Source organism: Vibrio penaeicida (genome assembly GCF_030689305.1).
GTDB lineage: Bacteria > Pseudomonadota > Gammaproteobacteria > Enterobacterales > Vibrionaceae > Vibrio > Vibrio penaeicida_B.
Genome location: NZ_JAUYVM010000002.1, coordinates 570,520 through 589,019 on the forward strand (window position 1 = coordinate 570,520; position 18,500 = coordinate 589,019).

Annotated in this window: 17 protein-coding genes and 1 pseudogene; 10 read left to right on the forward strand and 8 right to left on the reverse strand. The window is 42.0% G+C overall.

Annotation, left to right across the window (positions count from 1 at the left end; all coding sequences use genetic code 11):
- The 4 genes from Q8W40_RS05625 (at position 1) to rmf (ending at position 4,374) form a co-directional block, all read left to right on the forward strand.
- Positions 1 to 252 (forward strand): glutaredoxin family protein, encoded by a 252-nt coding sequence (locus Q8W40_RS05625; protein ID WP_101113871.1) that lies wholly within the window; start codon positions 1 to 3, stop codon positions 250 to 252.
- Entirely contained in the window at positions 230 to 2,161 is a 1,932-nt protein-coding gene (locus tag Q8W40_RS05630; RefSeq protein ID WP_305396244.1) for an ABC transporter ATP-binding protein, read from the forward strand. Before Q8W40_RS05625 ends, Q8W40_RS05630 begins: the two co-directional genes overlap by 23 nt.
- Positions 2,162 to 2,170: 9 nt before the next feature.
- On the forward strand, positions 2,171 to 4,036 hold the full coding sequence (locus Q8W40_RS05635; RefSeq protein WP_305396245.1) for a DUF3466 family protein: 1,866 nt from the start codon (positions 2,171 to 2,173) through the stop codon (positions 4,034 to 4,036).
- Positions 4,037 to 4,200: 164 nt separating this feature from the next.
- Entirely contained in the window at positions 4,201 to 4,374 is a 174-nt protein-coding gene (gene rmf, locus Q8W40_RS05640; RefSeq protein WP_004409177.1) for a ribosome modulation factor, read from the forward strand.
- A gap of 143 nt (positions 4,375 to 4,517) precedes the next feature.
- Here the strand turns inward: rmf and fabA are convergent, their stop codons facing one another.
- Together fabA and Q8W40_RS05650 are read right to left on the reverse strand one after the other, a co-directional pair.
- Positions 4,518 to 5,036 carry a bifunctional 3-hydroxydecanoyl-ACP dehydratase/trans-2-decenoyl-ACP isomerase gene (gene fabA / locus Q8W40_RS05645; protein ID WP_101113868.1) on the reverse strand — a complete coding sequence of 173 codons (519 nt, stop codon included), beginning with the start codon at positions 5,034 to 5,036 and terminating at the stop codon, positions 4,518 to 4,520.
- 64 nt (positions 5,037 to 5,100) lie between these two features.
- The gene (locus Q8W40_RS05650) at positions 5,101 to 6,762 is read right to left on the reverse strand and encodes a Lon protease family protein (protein WP_305396247.1); all 1,662 of its coding nucleotides are present in this window, start codon (positions 6,760 to 6,762) and stop codon (positions 5,101 to 5,103) included.
- 165 nt (positions 6,763 to 6,927) lie between these two features.
- On the opposite strand from Q8W40_RS05650, the gene matP reads away from it, so the two are divergent.
- The 5 genes from matP (at position 6,928) to Q8W40_RS05675 (ending at position 11,051) form a co-directional block, all read left to right on the forward strand.
- Positions 6,928 to 7,377: a macrodomain Ter protein MatP gene (matP, locus tag Q8W40_RS05655; protein ID WP_104399796.1), complete on the forward strand. Its 450-nt coding sequence runs from the start codon at positions 6,928 to 6,930 to the stop codon at positions 7,375 to 7,377.
- A 16-nt stretch (positions 7,378 to 7,393) separates the two neighbouring features.
- Positions 7,394 to 7,705, forward strand: coding sequence for a DUF3634 family protein (locus Q8W40_RS05660; RefSeq protein ID WP_305396248.1), 312 nt, complete (start codon positions 7,394 to 7,396; stop codon positions 7,703 to 7,705).
- Between the two features lie 177 nt (positions 7,706 to 7,882).
- Positions 7,883 to 8,197: a hypothetical protein gene (locus Q8W40_RS05665; protein ID WP_305396249.1), complete on the forward strand. Its 315-nt coding sequence runs from the start codon at positions 7,883 to 7,885 to the stop codon at positions 8,195 to 8,197.
- Between the two features lie 572 nt (positions 8,198 to 8,769).
- Positions 8,770 to 10,098 carry a sphingomyelin phosphodiesterase gene (locus tag Q8W40_RS05670; protein ID WP_305396250.1) on the forward strand — a complete coding sequence of 443 codons (1,329 nt, stop codon included), beginning with the start codon at positions 8,770 to 8,772 and terminating at the stop codon, positions 10,096 to 10,098.
- A complete protein-coding gene (locus Q8W40_RS05675) occupies positions 10,095 to 11,051 on the forward strand; it encodes a chromosome partitioning protein ParA (protein ID WP_305396251.1) in 957 nt (318 codons plus the stop codon). The genes Q8W40_RS05670 and Q8W40_RS05675 overlap by 4 nt, the downstream gene beginning before the upstream one ends.
- 73 nt (positions 11,052 to 11,124) lie before the next feature.
- Here Q8W40_RS05675 and Q8W40_RS05680 read toward each other — a convergent pair whose 3' ends face one another.
- Positions 11,125 to 14,073 (reverse strand): non-ribosomal peptide synthetase, encoded by a 2,949-nt coding sequence (locus Q8W40_RS05680; RefSeq protein ID WP_305396252.1) that lies wholly within the window; start codon positions 14,071 to 14,073, stop codon positions 11,125 to 11,127.
- Between the two features lie 253 nt (positions 14,074 to 14,326).
- Positions 14,327 to 14,863: a hypothetical protein gene (locus Q8W40_RS05685; RefSeq protein ID WP_305396253.1), complete on the reverse strand. Its 537-nt coding sequence runs from the start codon at positions 14,861 to 14,863 to the stop codon at positions 14,327 to 14,329.
- A gap of 270 nt (positions 14,864 to 15,133) precedes the next feature.
- Between Q8W40_RS05685 and Q8W40_RS05690 the strand changes: the two genes are divergently transcribed.
- Positions 15,134 to 16,324: a hypothetical protein gene (locus tag Q8W40_RS05690; protein WP_305396254.1), complete on the forward strand. Its 1,191-nt coding sequence runs from the start codon at positions 15,134 to 15,136 to the stop codon at positions 16,322 to 16,324.
- Positions 16,325 to 16,375: 51 nt separating this feature from the next.
- Here the strand turns inward: Q8W40_RS05690 and Q8W40_RS05695 are convergent, their stop codons facing one another.
- From Q8W40_RS05695 to Q8W40_RS05710, 4 genes and pseudogenes are all read right to left on the reverse strand, one after another.
- Positions 16,376 to 16,918 carry a DUF2726 domain-containing protein gene (locus tag Q8W40_RS05695; protein ID WP_305396255.1) on the reverse strand — a complete coding sequence of 181 codons (543 nt, stop codon included), beginning with the start codon at positions 16,916 to 16,918 and terminating at the stop codon, positions 16,376 to 16,378.
- A 456-nt stretch (positions 16,919 to 17,374) separates the two neighbouring features.
- A pseudogene (locus Q8W40_RS05700) lies at positions 17,375 to 17,524 on the reverse strand (ISNCY family transposase); the annotation flags it as partial.
- Positions 17,525 to 18,007: 483 nt separating this feature from the next.
- A complete protein-coding gene (locus Q8W40_RS05705; protein WP_305396256.1) occupies positions 18,008 to 18,211 on the reverse strand; it encodes a hypothetical protein in 204 nt (67 codons plus the stop codon).
- A 19-nt stretch (positions 18,212 to 18,230) separates the two neighbouring features.
- Positions 18,231 to 18,422: a hypothetical protein gene (locus tag Q8W40_RS05710; RefSeq protein WP_305396257.1), complete on the reverse strand. Its 192-nt coding sequence runs from the start codon at positions 18,420 to 18,422 to the stop codon at positions 18,231 to 18,233.
- Positions 18,423 to 18,500 lie beyond the last annotated feature (78 nt).

Sequence of the window (18,500 nt, forward strand, 5' to 3'; positions counted from 1 at the left end):
GTGTTAACACTCTACAGTACTGAAGGATGCCATCTCTGTGAGATGGCATATGGCTTATTAGGGCAGGCTGGCGTGATTGAACACGTCAAAGTCGTTGATATCGCTTTTGACGACAACCTATTTCAACGTTACGGGGTCACTATTCCGGTTGTTTCAATAGTAGGTTCAGAGCCTTCAGAACTGGGGTGGCCTTTCGATTTACAAGAATTACAACAATGGTTAGAAGAACATGGCATTAATTACCATTCATAATGGACAACTTGCGTTCGGCGATCACCCATTACTTGATCACGCAGATTTCGCGCTTCAGGAAAATGAACGCGTTTGTTTAGTAGGGCGCAACGGTGCGGGCAAATCAACACTTATGAAAGTGTTGGCGGGCGAAATTATTATGGACGACGGCAAGATGCAAGTAACGCAAGACGTTGTTGTATCCCGTTTAGAACAAGATCCACCGCGCAATGAATCAGGCACTGTTTTCGATTATGTTTCAGAAGGTCTGGCTGGAGCTGGTGAGCAACTTAAGATCTATCAAGATCTGCTCGATCTCGTTGCTGTCGACCCAAGTGAAAAGAACATAAATAAGCTCGCTACGGTACAAGAGCAACTCGAGCATTCTGGTGCTTGGCGTTTTGAAGATAGAATTGAGAATGTTTTGGGTGCGCTGAGCCTTGATGGACATACACTGCTTTCTGATTTATCTGGTGGCTGGCAACGAAAAGCCGCGCTAGCGAGAGCGCTTGTCTGTGAGCCAGATGTTTTGTTACTGGATGAGCCGACCAACCACCTAGACGTCACAACGATTGAATGGTTAGAAGGTTTCCTGAAAGACTTTCGTGGATCCATCATTTTCATCTCGCACGACCGTGCGTTCATAAAATCCATGGCAACGCGAATTGTGGATTTGGATCGTGGTCAGTTAGCCAGTTTCCCTGGTGATTATGAAAACTACTTGGTTGAAAAAGAAGAAATGCTTCGCGTTGAAGAGATGCAAAACGCAGAATTCGATAAAAAGCTTGCTCAGGAAGAAGTTTGGATCCGTCAAGGCATTAAAGCTAGACGTACTCGTAATGAAGGACGTGTTCGAGCGTTAAAAGCGCTACGTCAAGAGAGAAGCGATCGCCGTGAAGTGCAGGGAAAAGCGAATATCCAGATTGATGAGGCATCGCGCTCAGGGAAGATCGTATTTGAAGCTAAAAGCGTTAACTTTGGCTTCGAAGGCAATACAATTGTTGATGACTTCACCTTTAATATTATGCGTGGTGACCGAATTGCGCTGATCGGTCCAAACGGATGCGGTAAAAGTACCGTGTTAAAGTTGCTTCTAGGAACGCTCGAACCGGATTCAGGCAAACTTCATTGTGGTACCAAACTCGAAGTGGCGTACTTCGATCAGTATCGCGAGATTCTAGATCCAGAAAAATCCGTCATTGATAACCTTGCAGATGGTAAGCAAGAGGTGATGGTAGGTGGCCGTCAGCGTCACGCGTTAAGCTATCTTCAAGATTTCCTTTTTGCTCCTAAGCGAGCTCGTACTCCTGTTAAAGCCTTATCTGGTGGTGAGAAGAATCGCCTTTTATTGGCGCGCATTTTCCTTCGTCCCAATAATTTATTGGTTCTCGATGAACCAACGAACGATTTGGATATCGAAACTCTGGAACTTTTGGAAGAATTACTTGCCAACTATCAGGGTACTTTGCTGTTAGTCAGCCACGATAGGGAATTTGTTGATAATACTGTCACGACCAGCTGGATTTTTGAAGGCAATGGTCAGATAGAAGAATTTGTTGGCGGCTATCATGACGCGCAGCAACAAAGATCTCAATCTCGCTCTTTAAGAGCTGCTGAGAAACCCGCTGATGTTGGTGCTCAGGTTACAGGTGAAAAACAGGTTGAGGAAAGTCCCAAAAATTTAGCAGCCCGTGCTAAGCCTAAGAAATTATCGTATAAGCTACAGCGAGAGCTAGAGACCTTGCCGCAACGCTTAGAGGACTTAGAGCAAACGATTGAAGATTTTCAAGCACAGGTGAATGATCCGGAGTTTTTCTCAAAACCGGTAGATGCTACACAATCTGTATTGGATAAGTTGTCCGCTGCGGAACAGGAATTAGAAATTGCCTTTGAGCGCTGGGAAGAGCTTGAAGCGATGCAACAGGAATAAGAAATAACTATGAGTCGTAATAGAGTATTTAAACTTTCGGCAATAACGTCACTGATCATAGGTGCAACGTCTGCTCATGCAGCGTTATACAATATTGAAGTTGTAAGCAGTTCAGAGAATGAGAACTTTGGCTCTGCAATAAGCGAATCCACGGGTGTGACTAACTGCTTTGCAGAAGCATGTGCAAGCAGTAGTAGTAACCCTGTTGTCTCCTCTCGTGGTCGTATTGGTGAGGCAGGTCAGTGGATCAACGATGAAATGGATTTTCTTTTTGATAACCGCTTCCGATTTGTTGATCAAACAAGTAATCGCGACGAATATCGTAAATATTGCGATTACAACTTGCGCTACAACACATGTGAAGCATGGGCTAACCGCTTTTTCTATGGTACGAATGGTTCAGGCGGTGCCCAGCGTGTCTTGAACTCGTTTACGTGGTCTACACCGTTTTCAGCAGACAACAACAACACAAAAGCATTTTTAACGAGTGGTTCTTTGATCTCTGAAGTATCGGGCAATATTTCTGGTACAAATGAAATAGTAGTGAACAACTTTGATGGGACAACGGCTATAGGTAATTCAAGCAGCGGCTACCTTCATACGGGGTCTAGCAACTACGCTCGCCAGTATAAAAGCCGAGGCTTCTATGGTTCTACCGTACTTGCACCTATCGTGACTTCTCAGCCACTCGATACAATGGGTGTGACTCGCGCGTTTGATTCGTTTGCTTATGATAATCAGGACGGATCAGGTGAGAAAAAGTACGTTGTGGGATCGTCAGCATTCTCAATATTTGGTACTAAGTCGGATTGTGAAACAGTTTCCGACCCTCATACACGCTCTCAGTGCCAAAACTTACGTTTCAATAATCAAGCGGTGATGTGGGATGTCACAGATCCTGCGTCGGTAAGCGTAACGAAAGTAACGGTTACATCCAGCGGCACTCAGTCAAGTCAGGCTAGTGTTCGCGCCGCAGTTATTAATAAAGTATCGGGTTCTACTTTAGAAGATAAGCCTGTTCTTGTAGGTTACTATAACCGTAAGAACTCTTCAGATATGCTTCCAGAAGCGGCTATATTTGAGCCAAAATTTGAAGATAGCTTAAACCCTCAAAAAATTACTGGCTGGTCAACAAAAGACATTGACGGGACGACATTAAACCCAGATGGGTACATTTACCATAGCTCTATTGCGACAGATATTAACCAAAATATGTTGGTTATAGGCTCGACCAAGCGTGGTAACTACGATTACAAACGTAGCCGTACTGATGTGCCAGTAGAAGAGGGCTCATTGAACAATCGTTTATGGCTTGCGAATGCTTCTTCTGCTAATCCAACGGCCACTTATTTGACTGGCGGGATCTTCTTCGCGGGGTCGGGTGGTGATATGCGTGCAGTGAACGATTTCAATGAAATTGTAGGTCGTATTGACGCTGAAAACGTTCGTGAAGTGGATGGTAAACTTAGACGTAAGCGTGCTTTCATTTACCCATACAATGTTGGAAGCATAGCGGGTAACCGCGGCAGTATTTTCCAAAATAAAGCTTGGTGGCTTGATGATTTAACTAACGATGGATCGGTTTCGGGTCATAGTAACCAATTTAGGATCATCGATGCAAATGACATTAACAATGCTGGCATCATTTCTGCTTCTGCAATGATGTGTGCTGGTGGCTATAAAACGACGAGCCACAATGCTTCGTGCAGCGGCACGGAAAAGCTTGTTTCTATTAAACTTACACCGATAAATGGTGCTACAGCATCGAATATTCAGCAGCGAACTGCCGATAAAGATCCTGTAGAACGTAAAGGTGCAGGGCTAGGGATCCTCTTGTTAGGTGTCCTATCACTAATCAGTTTCCGCCGTAAATAGAAATATTGTTAATACTGGGCATGGGTTCACAAAAATGGATCCGTGCCTTTTTTGTGCCTTGAGGATCGCGGCCGATTGTACAATTCTTAATAGCGGAGTCATAAAAACTCCACGCAACAGTAATAGTAGTAAGATAACGATTTACATTGTATGAGGACTGTACTATGAAGAGACAGAAGCGTGATCGCCTTGAAAGAGCTCAATCTCAGGGATATAAAGCGGGTCTGAACGGTCGATCTCAGGAGGCTTGCCCCTACCAGCAGATGGACGCGAAATCGTATTGGCTAGGCGGTTGGCGTGATGCCAGAGATGACAAGCAAGCTGGTCTCTATAAATAAATTTATCCACCCATACACATTACTCTTTACAGACCCCACATCTTGGGGTCTTTTAAAATAATTCTTAATGCACTATAACTAAATGTATTGAACAAAAAAATACAGTGGGTTAGCCACTGTATTCGTCATGCTTAACTTCGATCTTAGAAAGAAGAAGTGTCTTGGAAAAGACCCACTTTCAAATCTTTCGCTACGTAGATTTCTTTTCCGTCGACTAGAACTCGGCCGTCTGCCAAGCCCATAACCAGTCTGCGGTTTACGACACGCTTCATGTCGATTTGGTAAGTCACTTTTTTTGCTGTTGGAAGAATTTGACCTGTGAATTTCACTTCGCCAACCCCAAGAGCACGACCTTTACCTTCGCCGCCAACCCAACCTAGATAGAAACCAACTAGCTGCCACATAGCATCGAGACCAAGGCAACCTGGCATAACAGGGTCGCCAGGGAAGTGGCAGTCAAAGAACCAGAGATCCGGAGTAATATCTAGCTCTGCTTCAATACGTCCTTTCCCATATTCGCCTTCAGTTTCAGACATCTTTGTGATGCGATCCATCATTAGCATGTTTGGTGCAGGAAGTTGAGGACCAGTAGGACCAAACAACTCGCCGCGGCTGGAAGCTAGAAGTTCTTCGCGATTATACGATTCACGTTTATTTTGCATTATTTATTACTCCAAAAATACGTAGGGGCATCTTAGTGAACAGGTGTACGCTAAACAAGTCGGATCAGTTATGGTCGAACCACTGTTTTATTCGATCAATCAAACGATTACCTTGTTCTGGCTTATCAAAATTTTCTAATCTTTCAATGATTTTCGCCAATATGGTGTTTTCACCGTCACCTCTGAACTCCTTACCAGTCAGTAATGGCAAGGCTTGATCAACAGATTCGACGGTCCAAATGTGGAATCTATTCTCTTTAATGGCTTCGACAACCTCGTCTTTTAACACGAGGTGCTTAAGGTTTGTAAGGGGTAAAATAACGCCTTGACCGCCACTCAGACCTTGATGAGCACAAACGTCAAAGAAGCCTTCAATTTTTTCATTTAACCCGCCTACAGCCTGTACACGACCAAATTGGTCAACCGCACCTGTAACCGCGATTTGCTGATTTATTGGTACTTCCGCAAGTGCACTTAGGAAGGAGCACAGTTGCGCCAGTGAGGCACTGTCTCCGTCTGTTTCGCAGTAGGACTGTTCAAATACAATGGATGCTGAATACGGCAACGGCTCTTCTAGATCCAATGCTCTACTTACAAAAGCCTGCATTATCATCATACCTTTGGCATGAATATTACCAGCTAAGTCTGCTTTGCGTTCAACATCTGAAATGTCGCCATCGCCGAAGTGCATAACACAGGAAATACGTGCTGGCTCACCGTAAGATACAGGGTGACCTGTAACATCAACCACAGTTAGCCCATTGACTTGCCCAATTTGCTCGCCTTCGGTCTCAATAACGACCTGACCATCCAGAATGTCTTCAAGTGCACGTTTCGGTAGATAAGATTCGGAGAAGTACCTTGATGCCAAAGCAGCTTTAATATGAGCGCCTTCAATGATCTCGGATCCCGATTCAATGGCAGCTTCGCTGAGTAGGCTGTTGTGCCACAATGGGCTTAATGGGAAAAATTGTTGGTCTTCACACTCGCGTGCACCAGCTCGGAGTAGCTCTTGTATACCAGAAACATTTAGAGAAGGCAGAGAGTAGTGGGATATCAAGTATTTTACATAGCCCAGATATTTTTCAATAGATTTGTTATTAATACGGCAATCGGATTCTAATTCTGAAAACATGCAGAAGTCGCTTCCCATATCAACATCCATATAATCCAAGTCGCCCATTTGTGTTCTGTCACCTAGGACAATGAGTTTGACGTCCACAATTCGATGTGGGGTTTCGTTCGGTAATTGCTTGGAAGATGTTGAAAGTAAGCTGAAAGCTTCTCCCAATAGCGCTGACTTCAACTTGAGCCAACTGGACGGGTTAGCTAAAATCAGGTTTGCAGAAACTAACAGGTAACCGCCATTGGCTTGGTGTAGTAAACCTTCGTTTAATCGAGTGACTTCTCCATTTTCAGATTCGAACGAACCAAAAATATCTCTTGGATCAACCGTTTCTGTTTTGACCACCGGTTTGTTATCCAAATCCCCTGACTGCTGTAATTCTTGAAACGAGTGGAGCATTATTTGGCGATAAATCGCGTTGTCTGGTCCATTAACTAGTAGGACGCGAGTTAAGTTGCTAAGTTTATCGAAGCGGGCTAAAGCAGAAGAGAAGCGAGGCTGCATTGTTAAGAAAGATTGTGAGTCTAATGTCTCGAACTGTTTGAACAGCGAATTATAATCTTCGTATTGAGGGGTGACGTTCTGCCAAGTTTGCTGCATTTTCTGCTTTTCATAAATTTTAAAAGAGCCAAAGTATATAAAAATTCCCCATCTTGAGATACATAAGATTGCCAATTCAAATCAATAAAGTGTGATCGCTAGAAGATTGTAATTTTTAAGGAACTGGGTTACGCTGTAACACAGGTTTAAGTTAAGGACAGGTTCATGAAATATCAACAGCTTGATAACCTTGAATGTGGTTGGAAGTGGCAGTATCTCATCAAAAAATGGAAAGATGGTGAAGCGATCACAAAACATCTCGATTCCAGTGAGGCAGATCAAGCCGTTGAGCAATTAAAACGCATAGAACATGAACCAACATTTGTGCTGGAATGGATCGATCGGCACATGTCTCCTGAGCTCGATAATAAGATGAAGCAGGCAATACGAGCAAAGCGAAAGCGCCACTTCAATGCAGAACAAGTTCACACCAAAAAGAAGTCCATCGATCTGGATTACCGTGTGTGGGAAAAGCTGTCTGGGCGTGCTAATGAATTAGGCTGTACGTTATCTGATGCCATTGAATATTTGCTCAGTGAAGCATCTCGCAGTGAGAAAGCAAGCAAAACGGTAAATAGCCTAAAAGAAGACTTAAGTAAGTTATTGTCAGATTAAATCCAAGGAGATAAACATGTTGTGGCTTTTATTGGTCGCTGCCATTGCTATATTTTGGTTAATTGGCGTCGACCGCCCGAAGCTCAAGGCTGAGTTTAGAGACGGCGAGCTGGCTACATTTAAAGGTCATTTCCCCGCTGGTTTTAAACACAACTGCCTTGAAATTGGTCACAAGACCCCATTTTCTGGTGTTGTTAAAGTATATCCAACACGTAATGGTGCAAGACTCACTTTTAGCAAAAGCATACCGAGTAAAGTTCAGCAACGAATCAGAAATGTATTTCCTCATCAGGGCTTTAAAAACGACTCGTCAAAAAAATCTGCGTAAGCTTTGCAAACCTCATAACCCATGAACCAAGTCATTTTGGCTTGGTTCAAAACCTTCACCGCAATTCTGCAATGCCATAAAATACAGTTAGATATAGGTCGTAAAAGCCGTTCTAATTATTAGGTCAATAACCATATTCAGCGTTAATTTTCGTCCGATGGTAAAGGAGTGAGATTGATGAATCTGAGAATATTATTGCTAATAGGCTGCCTTGTCGCGCCTGCTCATGCGGACGATTCGCAAACCAATAAAGTAGCTGCGAAAATAAAAGCAAAAATAGAAAGGGCAATACGGAAGCATAAGAAACCATTGCAAGGTTATTGCAACTACATGATCGAAATGGAACACAAAGGCAAATACGCCTACATAAAAAGAGTCCGACATGCAGGAGATAAAAAGATTTGTAAAGTTGGGAGCCGTGGCGTTAAGAAAGGGATGCGTTTCAAATACCATGTTCCGGAGAAACTAATTAGGATTCACGTATCAGAGTGATATGTATCTGTCTCTTCTTTAGCTCAAATATACCCAAGTAACCTCAAGATGCCATGTTCAGCGAGATTTAGCTGGCTTTCAGGTAAGGCATCGATTTGAAGATCTAGTGGTTCTAAATCAAGAATCAATAACGCACTATAACTAAATGTTTATATCGCTATAAATCAACAAATTTCTACTTAACTAACATATGGCTATTCATGGGCGTAGCGTCTATATAGCCATTTCTTTGTTCTACAAATAGCAAAAAGGAGCCTTAAAAAAGGCTCCTTAACCCCAGCGCAGCAAGCAAAGGTGTGAGGTCGAGGTAATAATGCAATCGATTACATTTGTTTGTAAATCATTATTAGCCAATCTTTGATATTGATCTCACGAAAATTTATGGGTTTCATCAAGTTACAGCCATGAGATCTTATTGTGATATATATCACTGAAATATATGATAATAATGCAGGCACTGATAATAGATTATGATTTTCCCCACAAATAAATATATTTATAATTAATTTATAAAACAAATGTAACGTATTTACTCTAATTTTCATTTTGCTCTCCAAAAATAAGGAAATAAAATGAGAAATACACAGTGGAAACTACTTGTTGCTATAGCACTTACTTCGACAAGTTCACTCGCGGATACAGATGTTTACCTTACGAACAACTCAGATAAACCTTTAACAATACAAGTTAAGCATACAGGGTCAGATCTTCTGCAATATGGGAGTGAATGGTTTCAGCATATTCAAGAGCTTAAGCCTTGGGAAACGAAATCAGTAATGAGTTTTAACCGTTGGGAAGGTGTTAAGGCAGGTCATACTTACGAGTTTGAAACCGTTGCTTCAAATCCTAACGGGGAAAGCATTCGCTTACACCAAAAAATGAATGGATATTGGTACAACTCCGCTATGACATATGGCGTTAGTTCATCTGATGTTGAGCTTAATTTGAAGGAAGATCGAAGCGTGCACCGTTATCAATCTCAAGTTTTTGGTCAGCGAGAAGTCGAACTGGCGTTCAAATCTGACGCAACTGGGCGCTATGATGATCTCTACTACACAATTACGCCAAAAAAACAAAGCGAATCGCCGGATTCAACTTCAACGACGCTGAAAGTGATGACTTATAATGTTTGGGCATTACCAGCGATTGCTTCGCACATTAGCGATCGACTCGACATCATCCCAGAGTATGTGAAAGGTTACGATGTGTTGGCACTTCAGGAAGTCTTTTCAAATGGCAGAAATGATTTTCTTAGAGCATTAGCGAAAGAGTACCCATACCAGACCAAAATGTTAGATAAAAGTGGTTTTAATATACACGATGGTGGTGTGACTATTGTTAGCCGATACCCGATTGTTAATCAGGCACAATATGTTTTCCCAGACTGCAGCGGCACAGATTGTTTTGCGGATAAGGGTGTGAATTATGCTGAGGTCATAAAAAATGGCCAGGCGTATCATGTCTTTGCGACTCATACTGCGTCATTTGACACGGATACTGCTCGCGAATATCGCCAGAAACAATTCCGACAGATGCGCGAGATGGCGCAGTCTCTGAACATCCCAACGAATGAAACTGTGATTTACAGTGGCGACTTTAACGTTAATAAAAGGAAGTTTCCTGGTGACTATCAACAGATGATCGCAAATCTAAATGCAATTGAGCCCACTTATTCGGGTTACACGGAATCGACATTTGATCCTCGTATAAACAATTTTGCAGGCGAGGCACTTTCTGGCGGCGAAAATGTTGAGTACTTAGATTACATCATGGTAAGCGCTGAATATGCCGTTAAAAACCAAAATAGTAATCGTGTTGATGTACCAAGAAGCACCGATGAGAGATTATGGAAGCATTATAACTTATCCGATCACTTCCCAGTTTCGGCTGTAATCAAATGATGACAAAGGTATTGTCCTTTCTTGTGCCCGTTGTACTCGCGGGCGCTACATACCTTGGCTTGTCTTCCGATACAGCTAACGAACGAACGGCAGGCATAGCCCCAAGCAGCACGGTTTTATCTAACGCTACCGAGCAGCAATCAAAGGCTCAAGAGATTAGAGGTCAAACCAAGATCGTAGCAGATGACCCGAAAAGCATACCAGAGACAAAGGAGAATCATTTCGATGACTTAAAAGGAGTGCTCTTGTATTCAGCACTGGAAAGCTTTTGGGAAAAATGCCGAGCTATTGGAGATTGCACAAGCCAATTGGATAAAGCTTTACTTAATATGGATGAGCGATGGTACCAATTGCTATCCCGTTTTCCTTCTCTCAGTGATGAGTGGAATCTTCAACAAGCTAAAATACCTTTGGAGAATGCTGGAAACTTAAAAGAACGTGTACAACTTTTTAAAGAGGGTGCGCATCAAGTATGGGGTGATATGGCGAGTGTCATACTTTCAGATCAATTCACACTGTTGGATTTTCGTTTAGCAAGTGAAGAAATAACGCACGTAGAGCCAGACATGTTCTTTGAGGCTTATCAATCTCTCATTTCACAATGGAACACCAGTGTTCAGGGCTTAAACGTATCAACAAATACAGAACAATACGAGTATGGTCTATCACTGATCCCAATTCATTATAGCCACGAGAATAAGCGTGATATTAGAAAAATGTTGCAGTTACATCACTTGGAAAGTGAAGATATTCGTGAGTTAGAGGCGCGAGAAAACCAAGTTAACGCGCAAGAAAAAGAAGTAAACGACTATCAGTTGGAACTCCGTAAGTTGAAAAGTCGATTAGCCGACCAACGAACACGAGAGAAATCGCATTTAAATGACCGCGAGTGGGAATCGTATTACCACCAACAAGTGACCGAATTTAGACAAGAATTTTTCAGTGTTAAATAACCTTATATTCAATTTAAAAGACGATGCTTGAACCATCGTCTTTTTTTAAATGTTTTTTCTTATCAGGACGTTTTTAGGAAACGGTGATGTGAGGTGCTAAACATCGAATGAGATCTTTCATATCCTGATCTTCTCTAACAATCGAGTAGTGGTCGCCCTTCAGTTGTTGTACTTCCATCTCGTTAAGGTAGGGAACCCAAGTTTGTGGGTTAGGGTACCAGGCCATAGGGTTCTCAATGCTTGGCTGCGCATGTAAGTAGAGAATTTTTCCTTGAATACTTAAGGGAGCTGGCACGTATCCATGGACTGCCTCTTTTGTTGTGTTTTCCATTGCCAATAATCGAGAGAAATAATCGCTGGTTAGAGCAGCAGGAAAAACGCCTTTTGCTCGCCCTTTATTCACGATGTAGTTGAGTCTGTCCATTTCGTTACTAAGGTTACGTAGTTTTTGGGCAGGTATATCTAATTTAAAGGCGTATTTGAAGAAAAGGTGCAGTGTTTCAACGGAGTCTTCTTGCTCAGGTTCATACATAACGCCATTGAGCGCATTACGAAGTTGATCTTTTTCGTTGTGAGCGACCTTTCCTTGTTGTAGGGCAAGCTCGAATAAGTGCTCGAATTGCGTTTCTGAGTCTGCGTGCTCTCTTAGTTGCTTTGCAGAAACATCCACACCGTACATTTGCTCAAAAAAGGTAGCCAGCCCTTGTGCAATATCCGTATTTTCTCGCAGGTGATATCCATTGGGCAGATCTACAAGTGCAAGCATTGCAATTTTCCTATTGGATTGTTCTAAGAGGCGGGCAATTTCTATGGAAATAGGGGCTCCAGCGCAATACCCCATAATGAAGACGTCTCCGTGAGGTTGCTGCTTCATTATTAGGTTGGTGTAACGCTGCGCGTATTCGAGTACTGAAAACGGGACGATTTCTTCGCCAGCCTCGGCACCAGGTGCGCGTAACCCATAAACATTCAGAGTATCTGGCAGTAAAGGCATCATTTTTTGATACACCTGAACATGACCATCCCCAGGGTGCACCAAGAACAGATATTTATTGTGTTCTGAGGATTTCATTTCAATCAAAGAATTGATCTCAGAAGGAGGCAGTAAAGCTTCTGATTGAGGGCAGTTTATGGCACTTTCAACGGCTACGGATAGGTTTAATAGTGTGTCGTTATGCATCAATGAGTCTGATTTTATATGGATGCCAAACTCTCGATTCACTTCTGACAACATAGACAATAGTTGCAGAGATGTCCCGCCTAAGTCCGTAAAGCTATGCTCAAGATAAATGGAATCACTCATCGAAAGGATATGCTGCCAAATACTAGCGATACCTAATTGAGTGACAGTTTGAGGCAATGTTTGCGGAGCCTGAATGCGTTTAGAGTCCTGAGCATTTGATTGGATTGAAACCGTATCTAATTTTCCTCCTACTTTGATAGGAAAACGTTCCAGCCAAGCATAACGTTTCGGAAGCATGTAAGAGGGGATCTGATTAGTTAGATAACGACTGATCTCGCAAGCAATGTTGTCGGCATCTTGAGGTGTTTCTGCGGTATGGTAGGCAGTTAAAGATACCGGCGTACCCTGAGAATTTCGCTCTACATCTATGTATATATCGATGTTGCGAGCTTTAAAGAGAGTGACACATGCTTCTTTTAATTGATTTGCCACTTCGTCTGTTACAACAAGCTGTCCAGCGAGCTTGATTTGATTATCCTGCCTACCCACAAAGATCAGTTCGTTTTGGTTTGAAATTTCGACAATGTCACCCGTTCGGTAAAAGCACTCGATGTTATCGGTGATAGGGTCTGGGATATACAGGTATCGACTCTGATTGTTTTTCTGATCTTTATAAACGTTTTGAAGGCGGTTACTGACCAGTAGTTCACCTTTTTCACCCGCTTCACATAATTGCCAGGTATGTGTTAAATCACACTGCCTCATAACACGAACATCAACGCCACGAACGGGCTTGCCTAGTGTTGTAGGCATAATTTCTGTAGATAACCCTGAATCAAATAGCACGGAGCTCATCACCCAAATACCGGCTTCAGATGGGCCATATCCATTAACCACGCGAGATACACCAGCCTTTGCAAGACGGGGAGGGAGGTCATCACTAAAAGCTTCTCCAACCAGCATAACAGTGTTCAAAGGCTCAAAAATGCGTGAAGGATTGCCTTCGTGTGTTTTCAGTAAATGGCTAATATGCGAAGGCGTAATGCTCATGTGTGACACTCGCTGTTCTTCTATGAACTCGACAAACCCTTGATGGCAAAACATCGTTTGTTCGTCTACCAATACTAAGCATGCTCCATTGCCTAAGGAAATCGCCAGCTCGTGCACTACCGCATCAAAATTACGGCGAGCAAGTTGTATCAGGCGACTTTCAGGGCATAGGTGGAGCTCTTCGCTTGCAGAACGAGTTAGGTTGGAAAGTGGAAGCATTGGCATTGTTATCACTTTTGGCTCACCTGTTGTCCCTGAACTGCAGAATACACAAGCACTGTTACGTGATCCTACAGTCACAATACTTGTTTCAGCGGCATGATCTATTTGATGTTGATGCTCGCTCAGTACCAGCGTTTCAAACTTTTCAATATCGCGGGATAGATGAGCATTATCTTCGTCAAGGAGGACAAGATCAGGCGAGATTTTTCTCAAACGTTTGTTATTCACTTCGATCCCAAGCTTAGGCTCAACGAAATGAATGGCAGCCCCCAGTTTTAGAACAGCCAAAAACGCAGTTGCGACTTCGACATTCACCCGAGAAAAACATACAGCGACAACTTGACCCGTGTGTCCCGCGGGCAATCGACCAAGCGCATCACGTAAGTAGTTTGCAAGTTGATTAGCTTTACTCTCCAACTCTTGATAACTAAAAGAGTCGCCGGAAGGGTTTAAAATAGCTTGGTGGTTTGGAAACTGACGAGTAATCAGTTCGAATTGTTGTAACCATGGCAGAGCCACATGACCACTTTTGGCAGAGAGTTTTTGGTGATGAATTGAAGCATCCATATCTGAATCGGTTCCATTGAAAACAGGCGAATAAAAATGCTCCTCATAGACACCCTTGTGCTTAAATTATTTACTCTTAAGTCAGCAAGGTAAAACAGTCTTACCCCTTATGTATCAAGGGGAGAGGTAGCCAAATAAAAATTGCCCGTAACCTAACAAAACATTGTGAATTTTTTTACCGATTAATATACTCTTAACTAGAATATGGCACCAATTTTAAACAAATTTGAAACCACCATATAAGTCAATTACATCAATACCTTATATTTGATTTAATGGTAATACTATCAATGTTAATCTTGTTATTACTCGTAGAAGAGTGAGGCACGAAATTGACATAAACGTAATTAAGATTTGACTGGAATCCAGTAGATGCAATACGCACATTTTTAATTCTGGAATCGATTTTTGAGACCACTTTTGTATCATTAATATGCAAGTCGAAAATGGGGTTGTTTTCGTTTTTCGCAATTCGAATATCAATGGTATTCATTTTGTCCGGCAGAACGCCCATTACCGTATTAAAATTCCCTGCAGCCTCCCAATAGCTATTGGATTCCATTTCTTCCCAACTATCTAATGCAGAGATGAAACCGGAATATGAATCCCCACGTTTCGCTTTAATGCGATCAAATTTGTGCTGCTCGACATAATGAACAGTGATGGTCCCGACAGAGTAAATTTTGTCACCAGTTCGAATCAAAGATCCTCCAGAGTGCAGAATTTTAGTGTCCGCAGCTGCCCACAGTGAAACGAAGCTTGTTGCTAATGCTAACGCTATGCTTTTCATACCAATACTCCAAAAAGTTTGATGGCATTATTACAAGCGAAAGGGCTGTGAGCTGTTAGATGATTAAATAGAACAGATAGGGTGTTTAGTGAATCAGTAAAGAGAGAAAATGCTCTGTTTTCTTGTTGCAATACGACCATCAATTGCGCTGGGTGTTTGAAAGTAATCCCACACTGATAACAATTGATAATAATTCTCATTACAACTCATGTTGATGCATATTAGGTTATAGAATCGTCAACGAAATTTCATAAGGTGAAATGAAGTAATATGTATCCTAAAGCGATTTTTTTAATTGTATTTCTAGTACTTAGTAGCCATAACGCGCTCGCGTATATCTCTGTCCCTAAAACAGTAACGCAAGGCAAATCAGTACATATCAGTGCATCTATGCAAGTTCACGGACTTACGAGGTCTTGCAGTGTAAAGGTGACAGACAAAGGAAGTTTTACTGCTCACGTAATGCCATTTCTTTCGGAACTGGAAGTCTATTTTGGTCAAAATTTCACGTTCAATAAGCTGGGCACTAAAAATGTTGAGCTAGAATGTGACGGATGGGTATTAACAAGAAGCTCGTTTAAAGTGGTTAAGCCTAAAGTTACGCCTAAACCAGAAATAACGATTCACTACCCACAAGGAATATACAGTGGGGATTACCATGATTTAAAAGTAACAACCAAATACGCTAAACAGTGCAAACTTTGGTACCACGAAAATATTTCTTCTCCTGAATCCTTTGGAACAAGTTTCAAAAAAGATAATCTGACTTATCTCCTTAGAAACAATCAAAGCCCTACGAAATATGTCATAAGGGTTGAGTGTTCTGGGGATGGAGGGGCATCGACAAAAACACATAATCTCAGTGTACTGAAAAAGGGACCAAGTAATACCGACCCTAAAATCACTTCATTTTTAAACGGCAACGTGATTAATGGAAATACTAAGCTTTATTGGGGAACTCGAAACGTAGATAGCTGTAAACTGCGAAAGGGAAGTATTGAAAGTAATGTATTAAAATCTAACCCTGTGGGCTATCCGGTAAGCGTTCCTTTCGGAGGCCAAAGGTTTGAATTGACGTGTAAAAAAGGTTCTAAGTCGGCTAAGAAATCATTATTCGTACCAAGACCTAAAAGCCGATCCACAGTTTCTTTTGAAAGCGTCGCTCGCTTTAGCAAAATATCTGAGCCACTAAACCTTCACTATCAAACGTTACTGGAATTAGGTGTTGACCTACATGAGAGCAAATATACGATTGAGCATGTGAATATCGATGCGAATACAGAAAAAGATTTATTAGTTTTCGATACCAGCGCGAATACACTGCAAGTTATCTTAATTGGAGATAATGGCGAAATCTCAGCTCGTGTTACTCAGTTTGGGTTTAACAACATTGAAGACGTGCATTCTATTCTTGTAACCGACGAAAAGAACATTATGGTGAATAAGGTTGAGCTTAGGTAGCAACCCAACACTCAAAAGTAAGGTCTAGACGGTGTCTAGACCTTTTTTGTTTTATACCGGTACAGCGTTGGTAGTGACAGGAGGAGTAGGGGGTACATCAAAAAGCTCTGCAATCTCTTCTAGCTTGTAACTTGATTGAACAGGAACCCGTATAAGTTTGATACCAGCACTTTCGCAAGCATGTTCAACTAGTTCGTCACGTTTAATACGAGACACTTTTTGATGTGAGGCGTCGTCTAGTTCAACTGTAAATAGAATCTCTAGCGTCTTTGGGCAACACAACACGTAGTCGAAATGTTTCGCACTGATCTGGTTAAAAGCGATACGCCATTCCTTTTTTTTGTATAAACCTTTCTTTGGAGAAATGACATCAGCGATACGAACTTTGCTAAACACACGGTATTTGCTACCAATCGCATTATCAAGTGCATGAAAGAAGGAGAGTTCTGCTTTTGTCGTAAGGTACTTTCTAGGTTGATACTGATACTTATTTGTTGATTTAGAAGCGCCTTTTCGGTTTTTACCAGCGGCGAGCTTAAAAGATAAAACGATAATAAATAAAAAAACCAGAAGAGTTAGTTGGAGTATTGTCATAAACCTAGCCTGAGTAGTTGTTTTGACTCACGATTATGAAATGCGTTTATATAGAGAGAAAGAATCATTAATTTGGAATGAGATAAGGTTCAAACGAATTTGAGCTTACTGAGAAGGGTTTAAATAGACAAAAGTATCAGAGACCTACAAGCACTGATGACCAGTTAGCGCTTAGAGCAACTACCTTTAACTGAAGGTAGGAGAGGATTTAGGGTTCTGACACTTGGGTTTCTTCATTGGATCGCCTCCACAAAATCGCGGAGTTTATCGACATAGGTTTGCTCAGGTTGAGCCAGGCGTTGCTCCAGGTCCTGGACTTCGGTTTCGAGATTACTGATTGTTCGGCTGGCTTCGTCTTGGTTGTCGCTGGACTCGACGCAAAACTCAGAAATGGCAGTTGCCCATTCGCGAATGATTTCTAATGGTTTAGTGAATTTTGATAGACGCTAAACCGCACCCTTGAAACCAGTCGTGATGAGAGCCATCAAATTGGATCAGTTCACCTAAGCAGTCTCTGCGATAACGAGGTTGATAAACTCGAGGTTTTCTTTTGGAATGTGAAACCCAAAGGGCATCAGCGATCATCCATTGGCGAAGCGTTTCCAAGAATGAATGTGGCATCTCGGCGCTTTAACTTATTGTTTAACACATCTTGGATAATGGAGAAACGTTGCAATTCATCGTAACTAACATCCTAAATACCTCCAAGCAAGCATAGGACAGATTCACTTGGAAATATTAGGACATTATCGCTTTGGGTTTACACTCTAAGTGCGTATTATGGATGTGACGTTATGTTGAATGTTTAGTCGTCAGTACCTTAGCGCCAGCACTGGCGACCGCCAAGGGCGCATTTACACATAACGCGCATAATGCGTCACTAAGGCTATCAGGCAAGAAGAGAAAGCCAGTATGTTAACCACATACTGGCTTTTTTGTTTTTCGGCTTACCGTGCCTCTCCGCGCTAAGTCGCGGAGACTGAGCAGCGTGCGCGGAGAGGGGCGGAACCCCCGTCCTGTATTACGGGGGTAAATTCCACCTAACTATCAGCCTTCGCGGTTCTTAGTGCTTTAAGTGCTCGTATGTAGTTAGGTTTTTACTACAGTTAAATTTCCGCCTTCATCCAAGTCTACCTTTATGTTTCCTTTTGCAAATTCCCCTAATAGAAAATGGATGATGTCAGGCTCTCGAACAAAATCCTTTTTTTTCATCGTTAATTCGAAAGAGCGCTCTTTCAATGCTTCCGCTTCACTGGTTTTGATACGTACACTTTCAATTAAAGACTTCTTCATCAGTGACTTGCCTTCTTTTTTAACGGTTAGAGTCTGTTTTTTTATGGATCATGTCAGCCTTTGCTTCTTGTAGGTACTTCTCAAATAGGAAGTTGGCAACATCAGTCCATCTCACGGATTCTTTTGTCTCGTAGCTTACATCTATAGCGATTCTTTCAAGCTTCATTTTTGTCGCTTCACTGACTCTTAGTGACGTGTATTTTTTGGTCATGTTTATCCCTAATGTGTGATTGCGTTCATGTATTTTAGTATGCATGTAACAAATAGATGAGTGCATTCTTGCATGCAT